Source organism: Streptomyces sp. NPDC091292, assembly GCF_044757265.1.
Lineage (GTDB): Bacteria > Actinomycetota > Actinomycetes > Streptomycetales > Streptomycetaceae > Streptomyces.
On sequence record NZ_JBIVUQ010000011.1, the window covers coordinates 216314 to 231134 of the forward strand.

General features: G+C 72.8%; 10 protein-coding genes. 5 read left to right on the forward strand and 5 right to left on the reverse strand.

All coding sequences use genetic code 11. From position 1 onward, the window contains the following. The first annotated feature begins 242 nt into the window (after positions 1 to 242). Together ACIQNU_RS27435 and ACIQNU_RS27440 are read left to right on the forward strand one after the other, a co-directional pair. A complete protein-coding gene (locus ACIQNU_RS27435) occupies positions 243 to 1622 on the forward strand; it encodes a DNA-3-methyladenine glycosylase 2 family protein (protein WP_401371622.1) in 1380 nt (459 codons plus the stop codon). After that, positions 1619 to 2164 carry a methylated-DNA--[protein]-cysteine S-methyltransferase gene (locus ACIQNU_RS27440; protein WP_401371546.1) on the forward strand — a complete coding sequence of 182 codons (546 nt, stop codon included), beginning with the start codon at positions 1619 to 1621 and terminating at the stop codon, positions 2162 to 2164. Before ACIQNU_RS27435 ends, ACIQNU_RS27440 begins: the two co-directional genes overlap by 4 nt. Here the strand turns inward: ACIQNU_RS27440 and ACIQNU_RS27445 are convergent. From ACIQNU_RS27445 to ACIQNU_RS27465, 5 genes are all read right to left on the reverse strand, one after another. Next, positions 2115 to 2486, reverse strand: a complete 372-nt coding sequence (locus ACIQNU_RS27445; RefSeq protein ID WP_401371547.1) for a PPOX class F420-dependent oxidoreductase — start codon at positions 2484 to 2486, stop codon at positions 2115 to 2117. The genes ACIQNU_RS27440 and ACIQNU_RS27445 overlap by 50 nt on opposite strands. A 65-nt stretch (positions 2487 to 2551) precedes the next feature. Then, positions 2552 to 3208, reverse strand: coding sequence for a class I SAM-dependent DNA methyltransferase (locus ACIQNU_RS27450; protein ID WP_401371548.1), 657 nt, complete (start codon positions 3206 to 3208; stop codon positions 2552 to 2554). Between the two features lie 64 nt (positions 3209 to 3272). Further along, positions 3273 to 5618: a glycosyl hydrolase family 95 catalytic domain-containing protein gene (locus ACIQNU_RS27455; protein ID WP_401371550.1), complete on the reverse strand. Its 2346-nt coding sequence runs from the start codon at positions 5616 to 5618 to the stop codon at positions 3273 to 3275. 188 nt (positions 5619 to 5806) lie between these two features. After that, the gene (locus ACIQNU_RS27460) at positions 5807 to 6289 is read right to left on the reverse strand and encodes a DUF456 domain-containing protein (protein WP_401371552.1); all 483 of its coding nucleotides are present in this window, start codon (positions 6287 to 6289) and stop codon (positions 5807 to 5809) included. 41 nt (positions 6290 to 6330) lie between these two features. Continuing rightward, positions 6331 to 7383, reverse strand: a complete 1053-nt coding sequence (locus ACIQNU_RS27465) for a helix-turn-helix domain-containing protein (RefSeq protein ID WP_401371553.1) — start codon at positions 7381 to 7383, stop codon at positions 6331 to 6333. Positions 7384 to 7649: 266 nt separating this feature from the next. Here ACIQNU_RS27465 and ACIQNU_RS27470 point away from each other — a divergent pair, with 266 nt between their 5' ends. The 3 genes from ACIQNU_RS27470 to ACIQNU_RS27480 all read left to right on the forward strand — a co-directional run bounded on the left by ACIQNU_RS27470 (position 7650) and on the right by ACIQNU_RS27480 (position 14809). Further along, on the forward strand, positions 7650 to 11435 hold the full coding sequence (locus ACIQNU_RS27470; protein WP_401371555.1) for a S8 family serine peptidase: 3786 nt from the start codon (positions 7650 to 7652) through the stop codon (positions 11433 to 11435). Between the two features lie 156 nt (positions 11436 to 11591). Next, positions 11592 to 12971 (forward strand): protein phosphatase 2C domain-containing protein, encoded by a 1380-nt coding sequence (locus ACIQNU_RS27475; RefSeq protein ID WP_401371556.1) that lies wholly within the window; start codon positions 11592 to 11594, stop codon positions 12969 to 12971. A gap of 95 nt (positions 12972 to 13066) precedes the next feature. Beyond that, the gene (locus ACIQNU_RS27480) at positions 13067 to 14809 is read left to right on the forward strand and encodes a pyruvate dehydrogenase (protein ID WP_401371557.1); all 1743 of its coding nucleotides are present in this window, start codon (positions 13067 to 13069) and stop codon (positions 14807 to 14809) included. The last annotated feature ends 12 nt before the right edge of the window (positions 14810 to 14821 follow it).

Here is a 14821-nt window from a genome sequence, read left to right on the forward strand (position 1 = left end):
GGAGCTTTCCTCTGCCGGGAGCTTTCCCCTGCGGGGGGCTGTTCCTCTGCCGGGAGCTTTCCCCTGCGGGGGGCTGTTCCCCAGCGGGGGCTTTTCCCCTGCCGGGGGCCTGCCCGTGCCCGCGTCTATGCCACCGCTCCTGCTCCTGCCCCTGCCCGTCGCCCCGCCCCCGTGTGCCTGTCATCTCCGTGTCTGAAATCCGCCAGCCGACCTAGGTGCCTCCGTCGCACAATGGTCTTGTGATTGATGAAGAGACCAGGTATGAGGTGGTGCGTAGTCGGGACGGGCGGTTTGATGGGGCGTTTTTCTTTGGGGTGGAGACGACCGGGATCTACTGTCGGCCCAGTTGCCCCGCCGTCACGCCCAAGCGGCGGAACGTGCGGTTCTTCGCCACCGCCGCCGCCGCTCAGGGGTGCGGGTTCCGGGCCTGTCGGCGGTGTCGGCCGGACGCCGTGCCCGGGTCCGCCGAGTGGAACGTCCGCGCGGATGTCGTAGGGCGCGCCATGCGCATGATCGGGGACGGTGTCGTCGACCGCGAAGGCGTCGCCGGGCTCGCCGGGCGGCTCGGGTACAGCGCCCGGCAGGTGCAGCGTCAGCTCACCGCCGAACTCGGCGCGGGCCCCGTCGCCCTCGCCCGCGCCCAGCGCGCCCATACCGCCCGCGTGCTCCTCCAGACGACCGACCTGCCCATCACGGAGATCGCGTTCGCCGCCGGATTCGCCAGCGTGCGGCAGTTCAACGACACCATCCGGGCCGTGTACGCCATGACTCCGACCCGGCTCCGCGCCGCCGCACCCCGCCGCCCGGCGTCCGGCCCCACCGCCGGTATCCCGCTGCGCCTCGCGCACCGCGGCCCCTACCAGTCCGGCGCCGTCTTCGACCTGCTCGCCGACGAAGCGCTCGCCGGGGTCGAGCATGTGTCCGGGGCGCCCGGGAAGCGCACCTACCGCCGCACCCTCCGCCTCCCGTACGGCACCGGCATCGCCGCCGTCGACGAGCGGCCCGGCGTCTCCGGCGCGGGCACCGCACACCGGAGCGGCTGGCTCGACGCGCGCCTCCACCTCAGCGACCCCCGGGACCTCACCACCGCCGTCCAGCGGCTGCGCCGCCTCTTCGACCTGGACGCCGACCCCTACGCGGCCGACGAACGCCTCGCCGCCGACCCCCGCCTCGCGCCCCTCGTCGCCGCCCGGCCGGGCCTGCGCTCACCGGGCGCCGCCGACCCCGAGGAACTGGCGGTACGCGCCGTCGTCGGCCGCGTCGAGGCGGAGCAGTTGGTGCGGCGGTACGGGAAGGCCCTCGACGCTCCCTGCGGACCGCTCACCCATGTGTTCCCCGAGCCGGGCGTCCTCGCGCAGGCCGAGCCGGACGGCACCCTCGGCGCCCTGACCGCCGCCCTGGCCGACGGCGCCCTGCGGCTCGACGCGGGCGCCGACCGCGACCAGGCCGAGGCCGCCCTTGCCGCCCTGCCGGGCATGGACGCCCGTACCGTCGCCGTCATCCGCACCCGCGCCCTCGGCGACCCCGACGTCCCGCCGCCCGACCGGCCCGTACCCGAAACCTGGCGCCCCTGGCGCTCCTACGCCCTGCGCCACCTGCACACCGCCGGAGAGACGGAATGACCCCCATGACGACTGCCACCACGCTGTACACGACCGTCGCGAGCCCCGTCGGCGACCTCCTCCTCACCGGTGACACCTCCGGTGCGCTGACCTCCCTCTCCGTGCCCGGTCAGAAAGGTGGCCGGACCGTGCGTCCCGAGTGGCGCCACGCCCCGGACGCCTTCCGCGACGCCGAGCTGCAGCTCGCCGCCTACTTCGCCGGTGAACTCACCGTATTCGAGCTGGAGTTGCGGCCCGAGGGCACCGAGTTCCGCCGTCGGGTGTGGGACGCGCTGGACGACGTACCGTACGGCGCGACCACCACCTATGGCGCCCTGGCCGCGCGGATCGGCGCCTCGCGGATGGCGGTGCGCGCGGTGGGTGGGGCGATCGGCGCCAATCCGCTGCTCCTGGTCCGCCCCTGCCACCGCGTCATCGGCGCGGACGGCTCCCTCACCGGGTACGCGGGCGGCCTCGCCCGCAAGGAGTTTCTGCTCGGGCTTGAAGCGGGTGTCACTCCTCGTCCAGTCCCCAGCTGTGGATCCGCCTCGGATGGATCCTGATCACTTCCTCGCTCATGTGCGTGCCCAACTCGTGTGGCCCGGTGATGAGTTCGGCCTTGCCCCGGATGTCGACGCCCCGTACCTTCCACGGGCGTTCGCTCACGATGTCGTCGACGACCAGGGCGACCTTCGGATTCGCCGTCAGATTCCGCCACTTCTTCGTGGACCCCATCGAGAAACCGCCGATGAGGATCGTGCCGTCGTCCTGCGGGAAGAACCCGACCGGGTTGGCCTGCGGCTGCCCGTGCGGATCGACGGTGGCGAGCCGCCCGAGCCGCTGGGTCCGCAGGTACGCACGCTCGGCCTCGCTGAATTCGGTCATACCGCGAGCCTCGCAGAGCGCCCCAGGTCATGCCAGCCGACACCGGCCTCAGGGCGTCACCGACCTCACGGCTTCGCCGGTTTGCGCGCCAGGACGCAGACGTACGCCCGCTTCTTCCCCTCGTCCGGCCCCTGCTCCAGCCGCGCGGAGACGACCAGCCCCGCCGCCGCGAGCAGATCGGTGAGGCGGTCGAGGGGAAGGAAGTGGAACTTGTACGAGACCGGGTGGCCGTAGTGCTGGTCGGGCTGTACGTGCTCGTTGTCGCCGACATAGACGCCGATCAGCACGTGGCCGCCCGGTGCCAGCGTGCGGTGGAATTCGGCGAACACCGCCGGTAGCTGCTCGGGCGGGGTGTGCTGGATCGAGTACCAGGCCAGGACGCCGCCCAGCGTGTCGTCGCCGATGTCGAGCCCCGTCATCGAGCCTTCCTCGAACCGGAGTCCGGGGTGGGCCCGCCGGGCCAGCGCGATCATCCTCGGCGACACGTCGACACCGAACGCGGAGACGCCCAGCGTGGTCAGGTACGCCGTCACCAGGCCCGGCCCGCACCCCACATCCGCCACCGGGCCGCGCCCGCCGCCCCGCACCATCTCGGCGAACGCGGCGAACGTGGCCCGGGTCAGCGCATCCAGCTCGGCCGGCCGGGGAACCCGCTCCAGATAGGTGTCGGCGACGGTGTCGTACGACTCGCGTACGGCGGAGAGGTAGGAGAACTGGGTCATCCGCCGAACATAGGGCCTGGCCATCCGCGAAGCGACAGGGCCGCTCCCCACGCCAGAAGGCGCGTCAGCCAGGAAGCCCCCAGCGGGCCACCGTCCCATCCCCTGGTACCGGTGCGATCCGCAGATCCGGACGGTCTCCCGCCCGGGTGATCAGCGCCGCGTCCCCCTTCCGCAGCGCGATCCGGATCGCCCCGTCCCCGGCGTCCTCGTACCGCAGCGCCCGTCCCCGCCCGTCCCGTACGTCGATCGCGCCCGCGATCCCGTGGCGGACCACGCACGGCGCTCCCGCCTCGCTGGTCAGGCGCACCCAGCGCGTCGCGCCGTCCTCGCGCACCGCGCTCAGCAGGAACGCGCCCTGCGTACGGAAGTCGTGCACCACCAGGTCACGCCACGCGGCGGGCACCGCCGGGAACACGCGGACGACGTCACCCCACGACTGGCACACCATGTCGTGCAGGGACTGCGCGGCCGACAGCGGTGTCTCGATGACCGGGCCCGACTCCTTGTACATGGTGTTGGCCTGGATGTAACGGCTCATCAACTGGCCGAGGTACTTCAGGGCGTCGTCGCCCTTGCCGAGCAGCGCGGACATCGACGCGGCGCCGGTGAAGGTGTAGCCCTGGAGGGCGCCCTCGAAGCCGACCCAGTGGGCCAGGGACTTCTCGATCAGCGCGGTCTCCTGCGGTGTGCGGCCGGTGAGTTCGTACAGCGGGTACACGGCGAGCAGATGCGAGTAGTGCCGGTGCGACTTCGCGAAGGGGATGTCGGCGCCGATCATGAAGCCGTTGGCGTCCGTCGGGTACGGCGTCCTGCGCGCCAGGACCTCGCGCCAGCGCGGCGCCGCCTCGTCCTTGATGCCGAGGAGTTCGGCGGAGTCCAGGAGCGTTCGGCAGCCCCAGGTCAGCAACATCAGGTCGTAGTTGCAGTCGCGGGAGTTGCCGCCGTACTCCGGTGAGAAGGTCGCCGGGAGGTGCAGCTTCCCGTCGGCGCCCGGCTGGAGGAAGTGGAGGTAGTAGGCGACGGCCTTGCGCAGCAGGGGGAACAGGACATCGCGCAGGATCGACTCGTCCATGGTGTGCCGGTAGCTGAGCCATACGTTGTGCAGGGCCCAGACGAGGTTGCCGACCTCGGGCGTCGGCGCTTCCTGGCCCGGTATGCCGACGCCGTACCCCTGATCGCTCGCGGTCGCACCGCCGTTGACCAGGCGCGCGTCCGTGGTACGCGGAATGCCGAGCGAGTCCGCGCGGTACGCGGGCGCCATCTCGGCCGTGAGATGGTCCCGGAACTCACTCAATGCCCGGGTCACGGCGTCGAGTTCGAGATGGTTCGAGCCGTGGATCAGCCAGTACTCCAGTTGGACGTTGAGATTCCACCAGGTCGCGGGCCACGGTGTGGGCTCCAGCCAGGGCCCCGACGTCGCCATCACGGGCGCGTCCCGGCGGGCCGCCGACGCCGTCTTGTACAACTGGATCCAATAGAACCGCTGGATCCGCGCGTCCGGCAGCGACAGGAAACTCTTGCGGTAGAAGGCGTGCCACCAGGCACGGTGCGTGAGGGCGAGCGCGTCGTACGGCAGCAGCGCGGCTCCCCTGACCGCCCGCAGCGCCTCCGCCTTCGCGGTGGTACGGGGATGGGAGTGCGCCACGGTCACGTACAGCGTGCGCCGCGCGCCCCGGGTCCGTTCGCGCCACGCGGTGACGTGCTGTCCGCCCGCGAGCAGCGGCTGTACGGCGACCGATGTGCCGTCGACCGTGGTGACATCGGCGGGCGGATTGCCGGTGTATCCGTCGGGCAGCGGCTTGAACGCGGCGCGCGGGCTGATCGCCTCGGCCGGATGGAACACCCACCGGAAGCCCCGCTCGCCCGCGCTGGGCGTGACCTCGACGGCGAGGACCGAACGCGAGGTGTGGACGAGGGCGCGCAGGGTCAGGGTGCCCCGGTCCGTGGTGAGGGTGCCCGTGAGTTCCGCGTCGCGCAGCCCGAGGCGCCAGTCGAGGGCGGTGATCGTGCCGACCGGTTCCAGCGTGAAGTACCCGATCGGCAGCCGCGCGAGACCGAACAGCGAACCGAACTCGGGCCGGTGGTCCTGCACCTCGGAGTGCTGCACAGGGAAGCGGACGGCCTTGGTGGGGGCGGCCGGGTCGGCGTAGATCCCGGAGCCGAGGAAGCCGTTGCCGAGGTACGGGCCCTCGTACCAGGTCTTCGGCGCGCGCTGCCAGACGAGGTCCGCGTCGTCGAGCACCGCCCGCCACGGGTCACCGGACGGCCGCACGTCCGTCGCCCCGGCCGGCGACGCGGTCGTCCCGTACTCCGCCGCCGACGCCTGCGCGGGCACACCTCCGGCGAGTACGGCCCCGCCGCCCAGCGCGGTTCCGGTGGCGAGGACGGTTCGTCTGGACGGGCTGGGCATACGGGCCTCCCGGCGGCTCGGGCACGAAGGGTTCATCGAGCTGATTCATCGAGCTGATTCATCGGAGTTGATTCATCGGAGCTATCCCCCGCTGCAAGGTAGAGAGGGTGTGACTCGACGTCAACAGGTAGAGATAGATCCGATGTGCCGTTACGTATGTGGACCGGGGGCGGGGACATGGACGGACGTCAGCCCCAGATCACCGCTGCCAGCCATGCCCCGAAGATCAGCAGACACGCGAACAGCTCCGCGAGCACGCTCCAGCCCCCGGCCCGCATCGCGGTGCGCACGGCCGTCACCGCCTCACCGTGACCGCCCAGGCGCAGCCGCTCCGACACATAGATCCCGCCGATGAATCCGAGGATGCCGCCGAGCACCGGCACCACGAAGAACCCCACCAGCGCGCCGCACCCCGCCCACACCGCCATCCGGTGCGTCGCGCCGCTCTGCCGCAGCCGGCGCGGCGGCAGCTGCCAGCGCACGGCCTGCGAGACAAGCAGTACGAGGGTGGCGCCGACGAAGAAGGCCCAGGTCGGGCGGCGCGGGTCCTGCAACGCCCACCACAGCACGGAGGCCCAGACCAGCCATGAGCCGGGCACCCCCGGCACCAGCACTCCGCACAGCCCGAGCAGCATCACCACCCCGACGAGCAGGAGTTCCCACGCTCCCATCTGCCCAGGGTGCCGGAGGGCGGCCGAACCCGCCCCTCGCGTTAGCCCTCCGGAGTCGGGTCCGGTCGCGCGGGCACGTCACGCCGTACCGCCGGGTCCCGATGCGCCCGCGCCTCGCGGGCCACCCAGTCCTTCTCGTACGCGTGCCAGCCGAGCTGCAACCGGGTCGTCACGCCCGTCAGTTCCATCAGCCGCTTGACGCGGCGCTGCACGGTCCGCAGACCGAGGTCGAGCTGTTTCGCCACGCTCGCGTCGGTCAGCCCGGCGAGCAGCAGCGACAGGATCTCCAGATCGGTGCCGTCGGGCCCGTCCGGGTGCTGCTCCGTGATGCCGCCGCGCTGGCCGATGCGGAGCGGCAGCGCGTCCCGCCACACCGCGTCGAACAGGCCCGACAGCGACTCCAGGAGCCCACTGGCGTGCACGACGAGGGCGGCCGGCTCGGCGGTCCGCGAGGTGAGCGGCACCATCGCGAGGGTCCGGTCCGCGATCACCAGCTTCGTCGGCACCCGGTCCACCACCCGTACCTGCTCGTCGCGGCCGATCGCGGCGGACAGCTCAAGGAGGCCCGTGGGCAGGTTCAGCACCTCGCGTTCCACGACGACCCGATAGGCCACGCCCCGGCCCGCGGCCTGCTCCTCGGCCTTGTTGTCCATGCCCGACACCACCACCGGCTTGCCCGTCACCAGGGCGCACACCTCGTCGCTCGCGCCGAGCTGGAGCTGGAGGAACCGCTGCGCCACAGCGCCCGCGCCGGTCACCACCTCGACCAGGTCGTGCACGGCGGGCTCGGCGGCCTGCGCCCGGTACTCCTCGGCGAGCAGCGCCGCCGCCAGCTCCGCCTTCTCCAACTCGTGCCGCTGCTGGGTGAGGAGCGCCCCGAGCGCGACGCCCGGCGGCGCCGCGACCCAGCGCCCCGGACGCGCCGACGACTGCGCGGCGAGCCCGTGCCGTTCGAGCCGGCGCAGCGCCCGGTCCGTGGCGTCCTCGGCGAGCGTGAGCCGGCGCGCCAGATCCGGCACGTCGGCGGCGCCCACCGACACCAGGGCGCGGTACGCCGCCTCATGCACTTCATCGAGCCCCAGCGCGGCCAGCATGTGGCGACGTCCCTCCCCGAGCGTTCCGTTCCGGCGGCCCGTACCGCCCCCCGGTGGCGGAAAGCGGCCACGGCGTAAAGCCGCCCCGGCACATCATCGCCGCACCACCCGCCTCTCTGCCAAGGTGGCGCCACCGCAGCACCAACATCCGCCCGTAATGCGGAGCTTGGACCGTATTGGCCTGGGCTTTGTCGTACGGGCACCGGCTCGTCGTCCGGCCGGGCCCCGGCCCGTTCCCGGACGTCGGCAGAACCTTGGGGAGAGCGATGCGCGCGATATCGCGTACGGCGCTGGGCGCGGCGACCGCCGCCGTCCTGGCCGTCACGGCGGCCGTGCCCTCGGCGGCGGGGCCGCTGGGGGACACGGGCACGACCGGAAGACCGCTGACCGGCGGCGCGGCCCCGGCCGCGGGCGAGGGCGGCGGCGCCGTCGTCACGCTGGTCACCGGGGACCGGGTCGTGGTCACGACCGACGCGTCCGGACGCCCCGCCGCGTCCGCCCTGCCCGGCGCGGACGGCACGCCCCCGCTGCTCCAGACCCGGCAGGCGGGGGACGACCTCTACGTCTATCCCGCGTCCGCCGTCCGCGCCCTCGCCGACGGCCGCGTGGACGAGGAACTCTTCAACGTCACCGGCCTCGTCCGCCAGGGCTACGACGACGCGCACAGCGCCGCCCTGCCGCTGATCGCCGTGTACGACTCGTCCGTAGATGTCGCCCGCAGCGCCCCGGCCGCCCCGCGCGGAGCGACCCGCGGACTCGTCCTCGACTCCGTCGACGGCGTCGCGCTCAAGGCCGACAAGAAGAAGGCCGCCGACTTCTGGGCCGACCTCAGCGCCCCGCGCTCCCGCGCCGCCGGTGACCTGAAGAAGCTGTGGCTCGACAGCAAGGTGCGGGCGAACCTCGACAAGTCGACCCAGCAGGTCCACGCCCCCGAGGCGTGGGCGGCCGGCTTCGACGGCGAGGGCACCAAGGTCGCCGTCCTCGACACCGGAGTCGACGCCGAACACCCCGACCTCAAGGGCCGGATCGCCGCCGCCGAGAACTTCACCGACTCACCGGACACCGAGGACCGCAACGGCCACGGCACCCACACCACCTCCACGGTCGGCGGCAGCGGCGCGGCGAGCGACGGCAGGAAGAAGGGGGTCGCGCCGGGCGCTCAACTCCTCAGCGGCAAGGTCCTCAACGACTACGGCTCCGGCGCCACCTCCTGGATCATCGCCGGCATGGAGTGGGCCGTCGACCAGAAGGCCGACGTCGTCTCCATGAGCCTCGGCAACCCGGCCCGCACCGACTGCACCGACCCCATGAGCACCGCGACCGAGGAACTGGCGCGCACCGCGAAGAACACCCTCTTCGTCATCGCCGCCGGGAACACCGGACCGGGCCTCAACTCCGTGTCGTCGCCCGGCTGCGCGCCCAGCGTCCTCACCGTCGGCGCCGTCGACCGCGACGACTCCACCGCCTCCTTCTCCAGCCGCGGCCCCGCCTACGGCTCGCACACCCTGAAGCCCGAGATCACCGCACCCGGCGTCGCCATCTCGGCGGCAGCCGCGGGCGGCCGGGGCGTGTACGCGTACCAGTCGATGAGCGGTACGTCGATGGCCACGCCGCATGTCGCGGGCGCCGCCGCGATCGTGAAGGAGCGGCACCCCGACTGGAGCGCCCAGCAGATCAAGGCCGCCCTCGTGTCGTCCGCCGACAGCGCGATCCCCGGTGACGTACGCGAGACCGGCGGCGGGCGCCTCGACGTGAAGGCCGCGATCGACCAGAAGATCCTGGGCGCGCCCGCCGTGCAGGGCGGCAGCTTCGGCTGGCCCCAGGACAGCGGCGACCGCACCACGGTCCAGGTCCCCTACACCAACACCACCGGCAAACCGGTCACGTTGAGCCTCGCCGTGCGGGGCGTGACCGGCAACGACGGGTCCGCCGTCCGCTCCCCGGTCGCCCGCATCGGCAAGCGCACCGTCACGGTGCCCGCCCACGCGACCGTGAACGTCCCGCTGTCCCTCGACCCCGACGCGTCCCTGCGCGCCGCCCAGTACGGCGACGTCACCGGCCGCGTCCTCGCCACCGCCGCGGGTGTCACCGTCTCGACCCCGTTCGCGCTGTACGTACAGCCGGAGACCGTCAGCCTCCGCGTCAAGCTCGTGGACCGCTCGGGCAGGCCCGCCGCCGCGTCCTCGTCGGTGGACCTCATCGGCACCGACGACGCGACCGGTGAGCGGCGCTTCAACGACGGCGCGAACGACCAGACGTACCAGGTGCGGCCCGGCAGCTACTTCCTGTCGTCGTTCATCGAAACCCCCGACGCGACCCCGGCCCCGGTGGGCGGTTCCGCACTCGCCGACTCGCTCACCTACGCCGCCCGGCCCCAACTGGAGGTCACCAAGGACACCACCGTCGTCCTCGACGCCCGCAAGGCGCACCGGCTGACCGTCCGCACCGACCGGCCCACCGAGGACCGCACCACTTCGCTCGCCTTCGCCCGCACCTGGGACGCGTCCTGGCTGCACGCCGGGTCGGTCACCGGGGGCCGCCAGGTCCAGGGCTACTACGCCGACGTCCAGGGCCGCGCCCACGACGGCGACTTCGAGTTCGGCAGCTACTGGCGCCGGTACGCCCCGCAGCTCGACTCGTTCGGCGTGACCGGCGGGCCCCGGCTCCACCCGGTCACCGGCTCCACCGGATCGGCCAACCTGGACGGCACCGGCAAGGCCCGCATCGTGGACGCGGGCAGCGGTACGGCCGCCGAACTCGCCGCCGCCGGGGTCAAGGGCAGGGTCGCCCTGGTGAAGGTCCCGGACGACACCACCTCCGTCGCCCAGCAGGCGCAGGCCGCCGCGACCGCCGGAGCCGTCGCCCTCGTCGCGTACCACGAGTCGGCGGGCCGCTGGTACCCGTCGGGCGGCTTCACCGGCGCGGCGCTGCCCGTGCTCGGGCTGCCCGCCGCCGAGGCGAGGACCGTCATCGGCCGCCTCGCCCAGGGCCCGGTGACCGTCGACTGGAAGGCCACCGCCGCCAGCCCGTACGTCTACAACCTGGCGTTCCCCGAGGACGGCCCCGTCACATCGGACCGCTCCTACCGGGTCCGCGACGACCGGCTCGGCCGCACCGACGCCACGTACCACGCGATGGGCGTCGCGGGGGACTACCTCGACATGGTCACCGCCCACCGGCCCACCGGCGACGTCTACCTCACCGGCCTCTTCGACCAGGTCGCCGCGCCCGGCAAGCGCACCGAGTACTACACGGCGGGGGACACCGCGTTCTCCCAGATGGTCTCCAGCAGCTTCCCGTTCGGCGAGTTCATGAAGGGCTCCGCACACACCTACCGGGCCGGGGAGCGGCGTAACGAGAGCTGGTACGGCGGCGGTGTCGTGCCCGGAACTCCGCGTGACGCGGACGGGAAGCCCGTGCTCGCCGCCGAACGGCAGGGCAACCGCATCGGGATCGCCCCCGCCTTCTGGAGCGACGGCGAACACGACGGCGTCCAGGGCAGTTTCGGCGACATCGGCAATGTGAGCCTGCGCGTCGACGGCGAGGACGCCGGGAGCAGCGGCTACCCGTTCGGCGTCTTCGACGTCCCGGCCGCCGAATCCACACTCGAACTCACCCTGGAAACTCTCAAGTTCGGGCAGCCGGCGAAGGTGTGGCAGCGGTCCACCGGGACGCGGACGACCTGGACGTTCCGGTCCGGGCTCGACGAGAGCGCGTACTCGCAGGGGCTGCCGATCCTCTTCCCCTCCTACGGGCTGCCGGAGGACGGCATGAAGACGCTGCCCGCGAAGGACGGACAGCGGATCACACTCGGCGCCACCGGGCACGCCGGATACACCCCCGGGGCGCTCACCTCGGCGAAGCTGTCGTACTCCTACGACGACGGCGACACCTGGACCGACGCGCCCACCGCGCGGCGCGGCGGATCCTGGACGGCGACCGTCGACCACGCGGGGGCCACCGGACGCCACGTCACGCTGAAGGTCCAACTGACGGACAAGCACGGCGCGTCCGTCACCCAGACCGTGACCCGGGCCTACGACGTGCGCTAGCCACCGTAGCCCCAGGTCACACCGGCGACCGCCGGGCGGCACTCCCGTGGGGGGTGGAGCCGTCCGGCGGTCGCGCGCTTGTCGCTTGTACGCGGTCGCTACGGGTTTTTCCGGATGCCCCGTTTTCGCACGGGCCGCGCGGTGGACAATAAGGGCATGAGCCAGCAGGGGGACAGCCGCACCGGCCACGAGGACGACTGGTGGGGGGAGTTGTACGGGGAGCGGTCCGACGACACGGCACCCGCCCCCACCACGGACACCTTGGACGACAGGTTCAGCTCGGCCACATCCGCCGTGAACGGCGCGCGGGCCGAGCCCCGCGACACCGCCCCGCCCCCGCCGCGCCCCCCGGCCCCGCCGACCCCACCGACCGGGGACGCGCCCTCCGGGCTCGGGACGGCGCGGGCTCCCTGGGAGGCGCCCGCCGGCACGGCGGGACCCCGCACCTTCCCCGACCGGCCCCGGAAACCGCCCGCCGACCACCCCACCGAACCGCCCGGCGCCCTGCCGGGACCCCGCGCGGCGGACCCGCCCCCACCCCCGCCGGTGGAGCCCCCTCCGCCCCGCCGCCCCGCACCCGCCTACGTCGGCGACCGGCCCCCCACCTACGAGGCCGAGCCCACCGCCCTGCCGCCCGCCGACCCCGAGGACATCGGCGAGACCGTCGCCGACACCGTCCTCGACGGCGCCCGCTACGGGAGCAGCACCCTGCGGGCCGCGTCCGTGCGCGGGGACTCCGCCCGCTACCGGGGCGAGCCCCGCCGCGACGCCCTGCTCACCGCCCGTTTCGGTACCGGCGAGGGAGCGCTCGTGCTCGTCGCCATGGCCACCGGCGCCCGCGCCACCGCCGGAGCCCACCGCGCAGCCGCCGACGCCTGCGCCTGGATCGGCGGAGCCGTCGGCCGCAGCCACGCCCGGCTCGCCGAGGACGTCCGCGCCGGGCGCCGAGGCGACCTCAAGTCGGGCCTGCACCGCCTCACCGACCGCACCCTCGGCAAGCTGCGCGCACGCGCCGCCGAGTTGGGCGTCGAGCCCGGCGAGTACACGGCGAGCCTGCGCTGCCTGCTGCTGCCCGCCGACCCGGCGTGCCGTACCCGCGTCTTCTTCGGCGTCGGCGACGGCGGCCTGTTCCGGCTGCGCGACGGCGCCTGGCAGGACATCGAGCCGCAGCCCGCCGACACGGCGGGCGAACCCGTCGTCGGCTTCGGCTCCCCGCCCAGCGAGACCCCGGAGGGCGACCGCCTCACCATGGACCTGGGCATCACCACACCCCCCAGCCCCTACGAACCGGCCCCGGAGCCGCCCCGCGCCCCGTTCCGCTTCCGCGCCTCCGTCGCCCGCCCGGGTGACACGCTGCTGCTGTGCACCGGCGGCCTCGCCGACCCGCTGCACGGGGAACCCGGCCTCACCCGGCACCTCACCGCCCGCTGGTCCTCCGCCGAGCCACCGGGCCTCGCCGCGTTCCTCGCGGACGCCCAGGTCAGGGTCAAGGGCTACGCCGACGACCGCACCATCGCCGCCGTTTGGGAGGCGTGACGGCGCGCGCTGTGAATTCATGGACCCAGGCCCTGCCGTCCCAGGGAGGGCCGGCAGGGACAGCCAGCAGGGACACCTGAGGGGTACGTGAAGCCATGGCCAAGCAGAACGTCGCCGAGCAGTTCGTCGACATCCTCGTCCGCGCGGGCGTCAAACGCCTCTACGGCGTCGTCGGCGACAGCCTCAACCCCGTGGTCGACGCGATCCGCCGCAATGCCGCCATCGACTGGATCCACGTCCGCCACGAGGAGACCGCCGCGTTCGCGGCCGGCGCCGAGGCGCAGATCACCGGCTCGCTCGCCGCCTGCGCGGGCTCCTGCGGCCCCGGCAATCTCCACCTCATCAACGGCCTCTACGACGCCCACCGCTCCATGGCCCCGGTCCTGGCGCTCGCCTCGCACATCCCGTCCGGCGAGATCGGCCTCGGCTACTTCCAGGAGACCCATCCCGAGCAGTTGTTCCGCGAGTGCAGCCACTACAGCGAGATGATCTCCAACCCGAAGCAGATGCCCCGGCTGCTCCAGACCGCCATCCAGCACGCCGTCGGCCAGGGCGGCGTCAGCGTCGTCACGCTCCCCGGCGACATCGCCGACCAGCCCGCCCCGGACAAGGCCGCCGAATCCGCCCTGGTCACCAGCAGGCCCACGGTCCGCCCCGGCGACAGCGAGATCGACAAACTGGTCCGGATGATCGACGCGGCCGACAAGGTCACCCTCTTCTGCGGCAGCGGCACGGCGGGCGCGCACGCCGAGGTCATGGAGTTCGCCGAGAAGATCAAGTCCCCGGTCGGCCACGCCCTGCGGGGCAAGGAGTGGATCCAGTACGACAACAAATTCGACGTCGGCATGAGCGGACTGCTCGGCTACGGCGCCGCCTACGAGGCCACCCACGAGTGCGACCTGCTGATCCTGCTCGGCACCGACTTCCCGTACAACGCCTTCCTGCCCGACGATGTGCAGATCGCCCAGGTCGACGTGCGGCCCGAGCGGCTGGGGCGCCGCTCCAAGCTGGACCTCGCGGTCTGGGGCGACGTACGCGAGACGCTGCGCTGTCTCACCCCGCGCGTCAAGGAGAAGACGAACCGCCGCTTCCTCGACAAGATGCTGAAGAAGCACGCCGACCATCTCGAAGGCGTCGTCAAGGCGTACACCCGCAACGTCGACAAGCACATCCCCATCCACCCCGAGTACGTGGCCTCGGTCCTGGACGAACTCGCCGCGGACGACGCCGTCTTCACCGTCGACACGGGCATGTGCAATGTCTGGGCGGCCCGCTATCTGTCGCCGAACGGCCGCCGCCGCATCATCGGCTCCTTCTCGCACGGCTCCATGGCGAACGCCCTGCCGCAGGCGATCGGCGCCCAGTTCACCGACCGGAAGCGGCAGGTCGTGTCGATGTCCGGCGACGGCGGATTCACCATGCTGATGGGCGACTTCCTCACCCTCGTCCAGTACGACCTGCCCGTGAAGGTCGTCCTGTTCAACAACTCCTCACTCGGCATGGTCGAGTTGGAGATGCTGGTAGCGGGCCTCCCGTCGTACGGCACCACCAACCGCAACCCGGACTTCGCGGCCGTCGCCCGCGCCTGCGGTGCCTACGGCGTACGGGTCGAGAAGCCCAAGCAGCTCGCGGGCGCCCTGAAGGACGCCTTCCGCCACAAGGGCCCCGCACTGGTCGACATCGTCACCGACCCGAACGCGCTCTCCATCCCGCCGAAAATCAGCGCCGAGATGGTGACCGGGTTCGCGCTGTCCGCCTCGAAGATGGTCCTGGACGGGGGCGTCGGCAGGATGGTGCAGATGGCCCGCTCCAACCTGCGCAACGTCCCCCGCCCGTAGAGAAGCCGACCC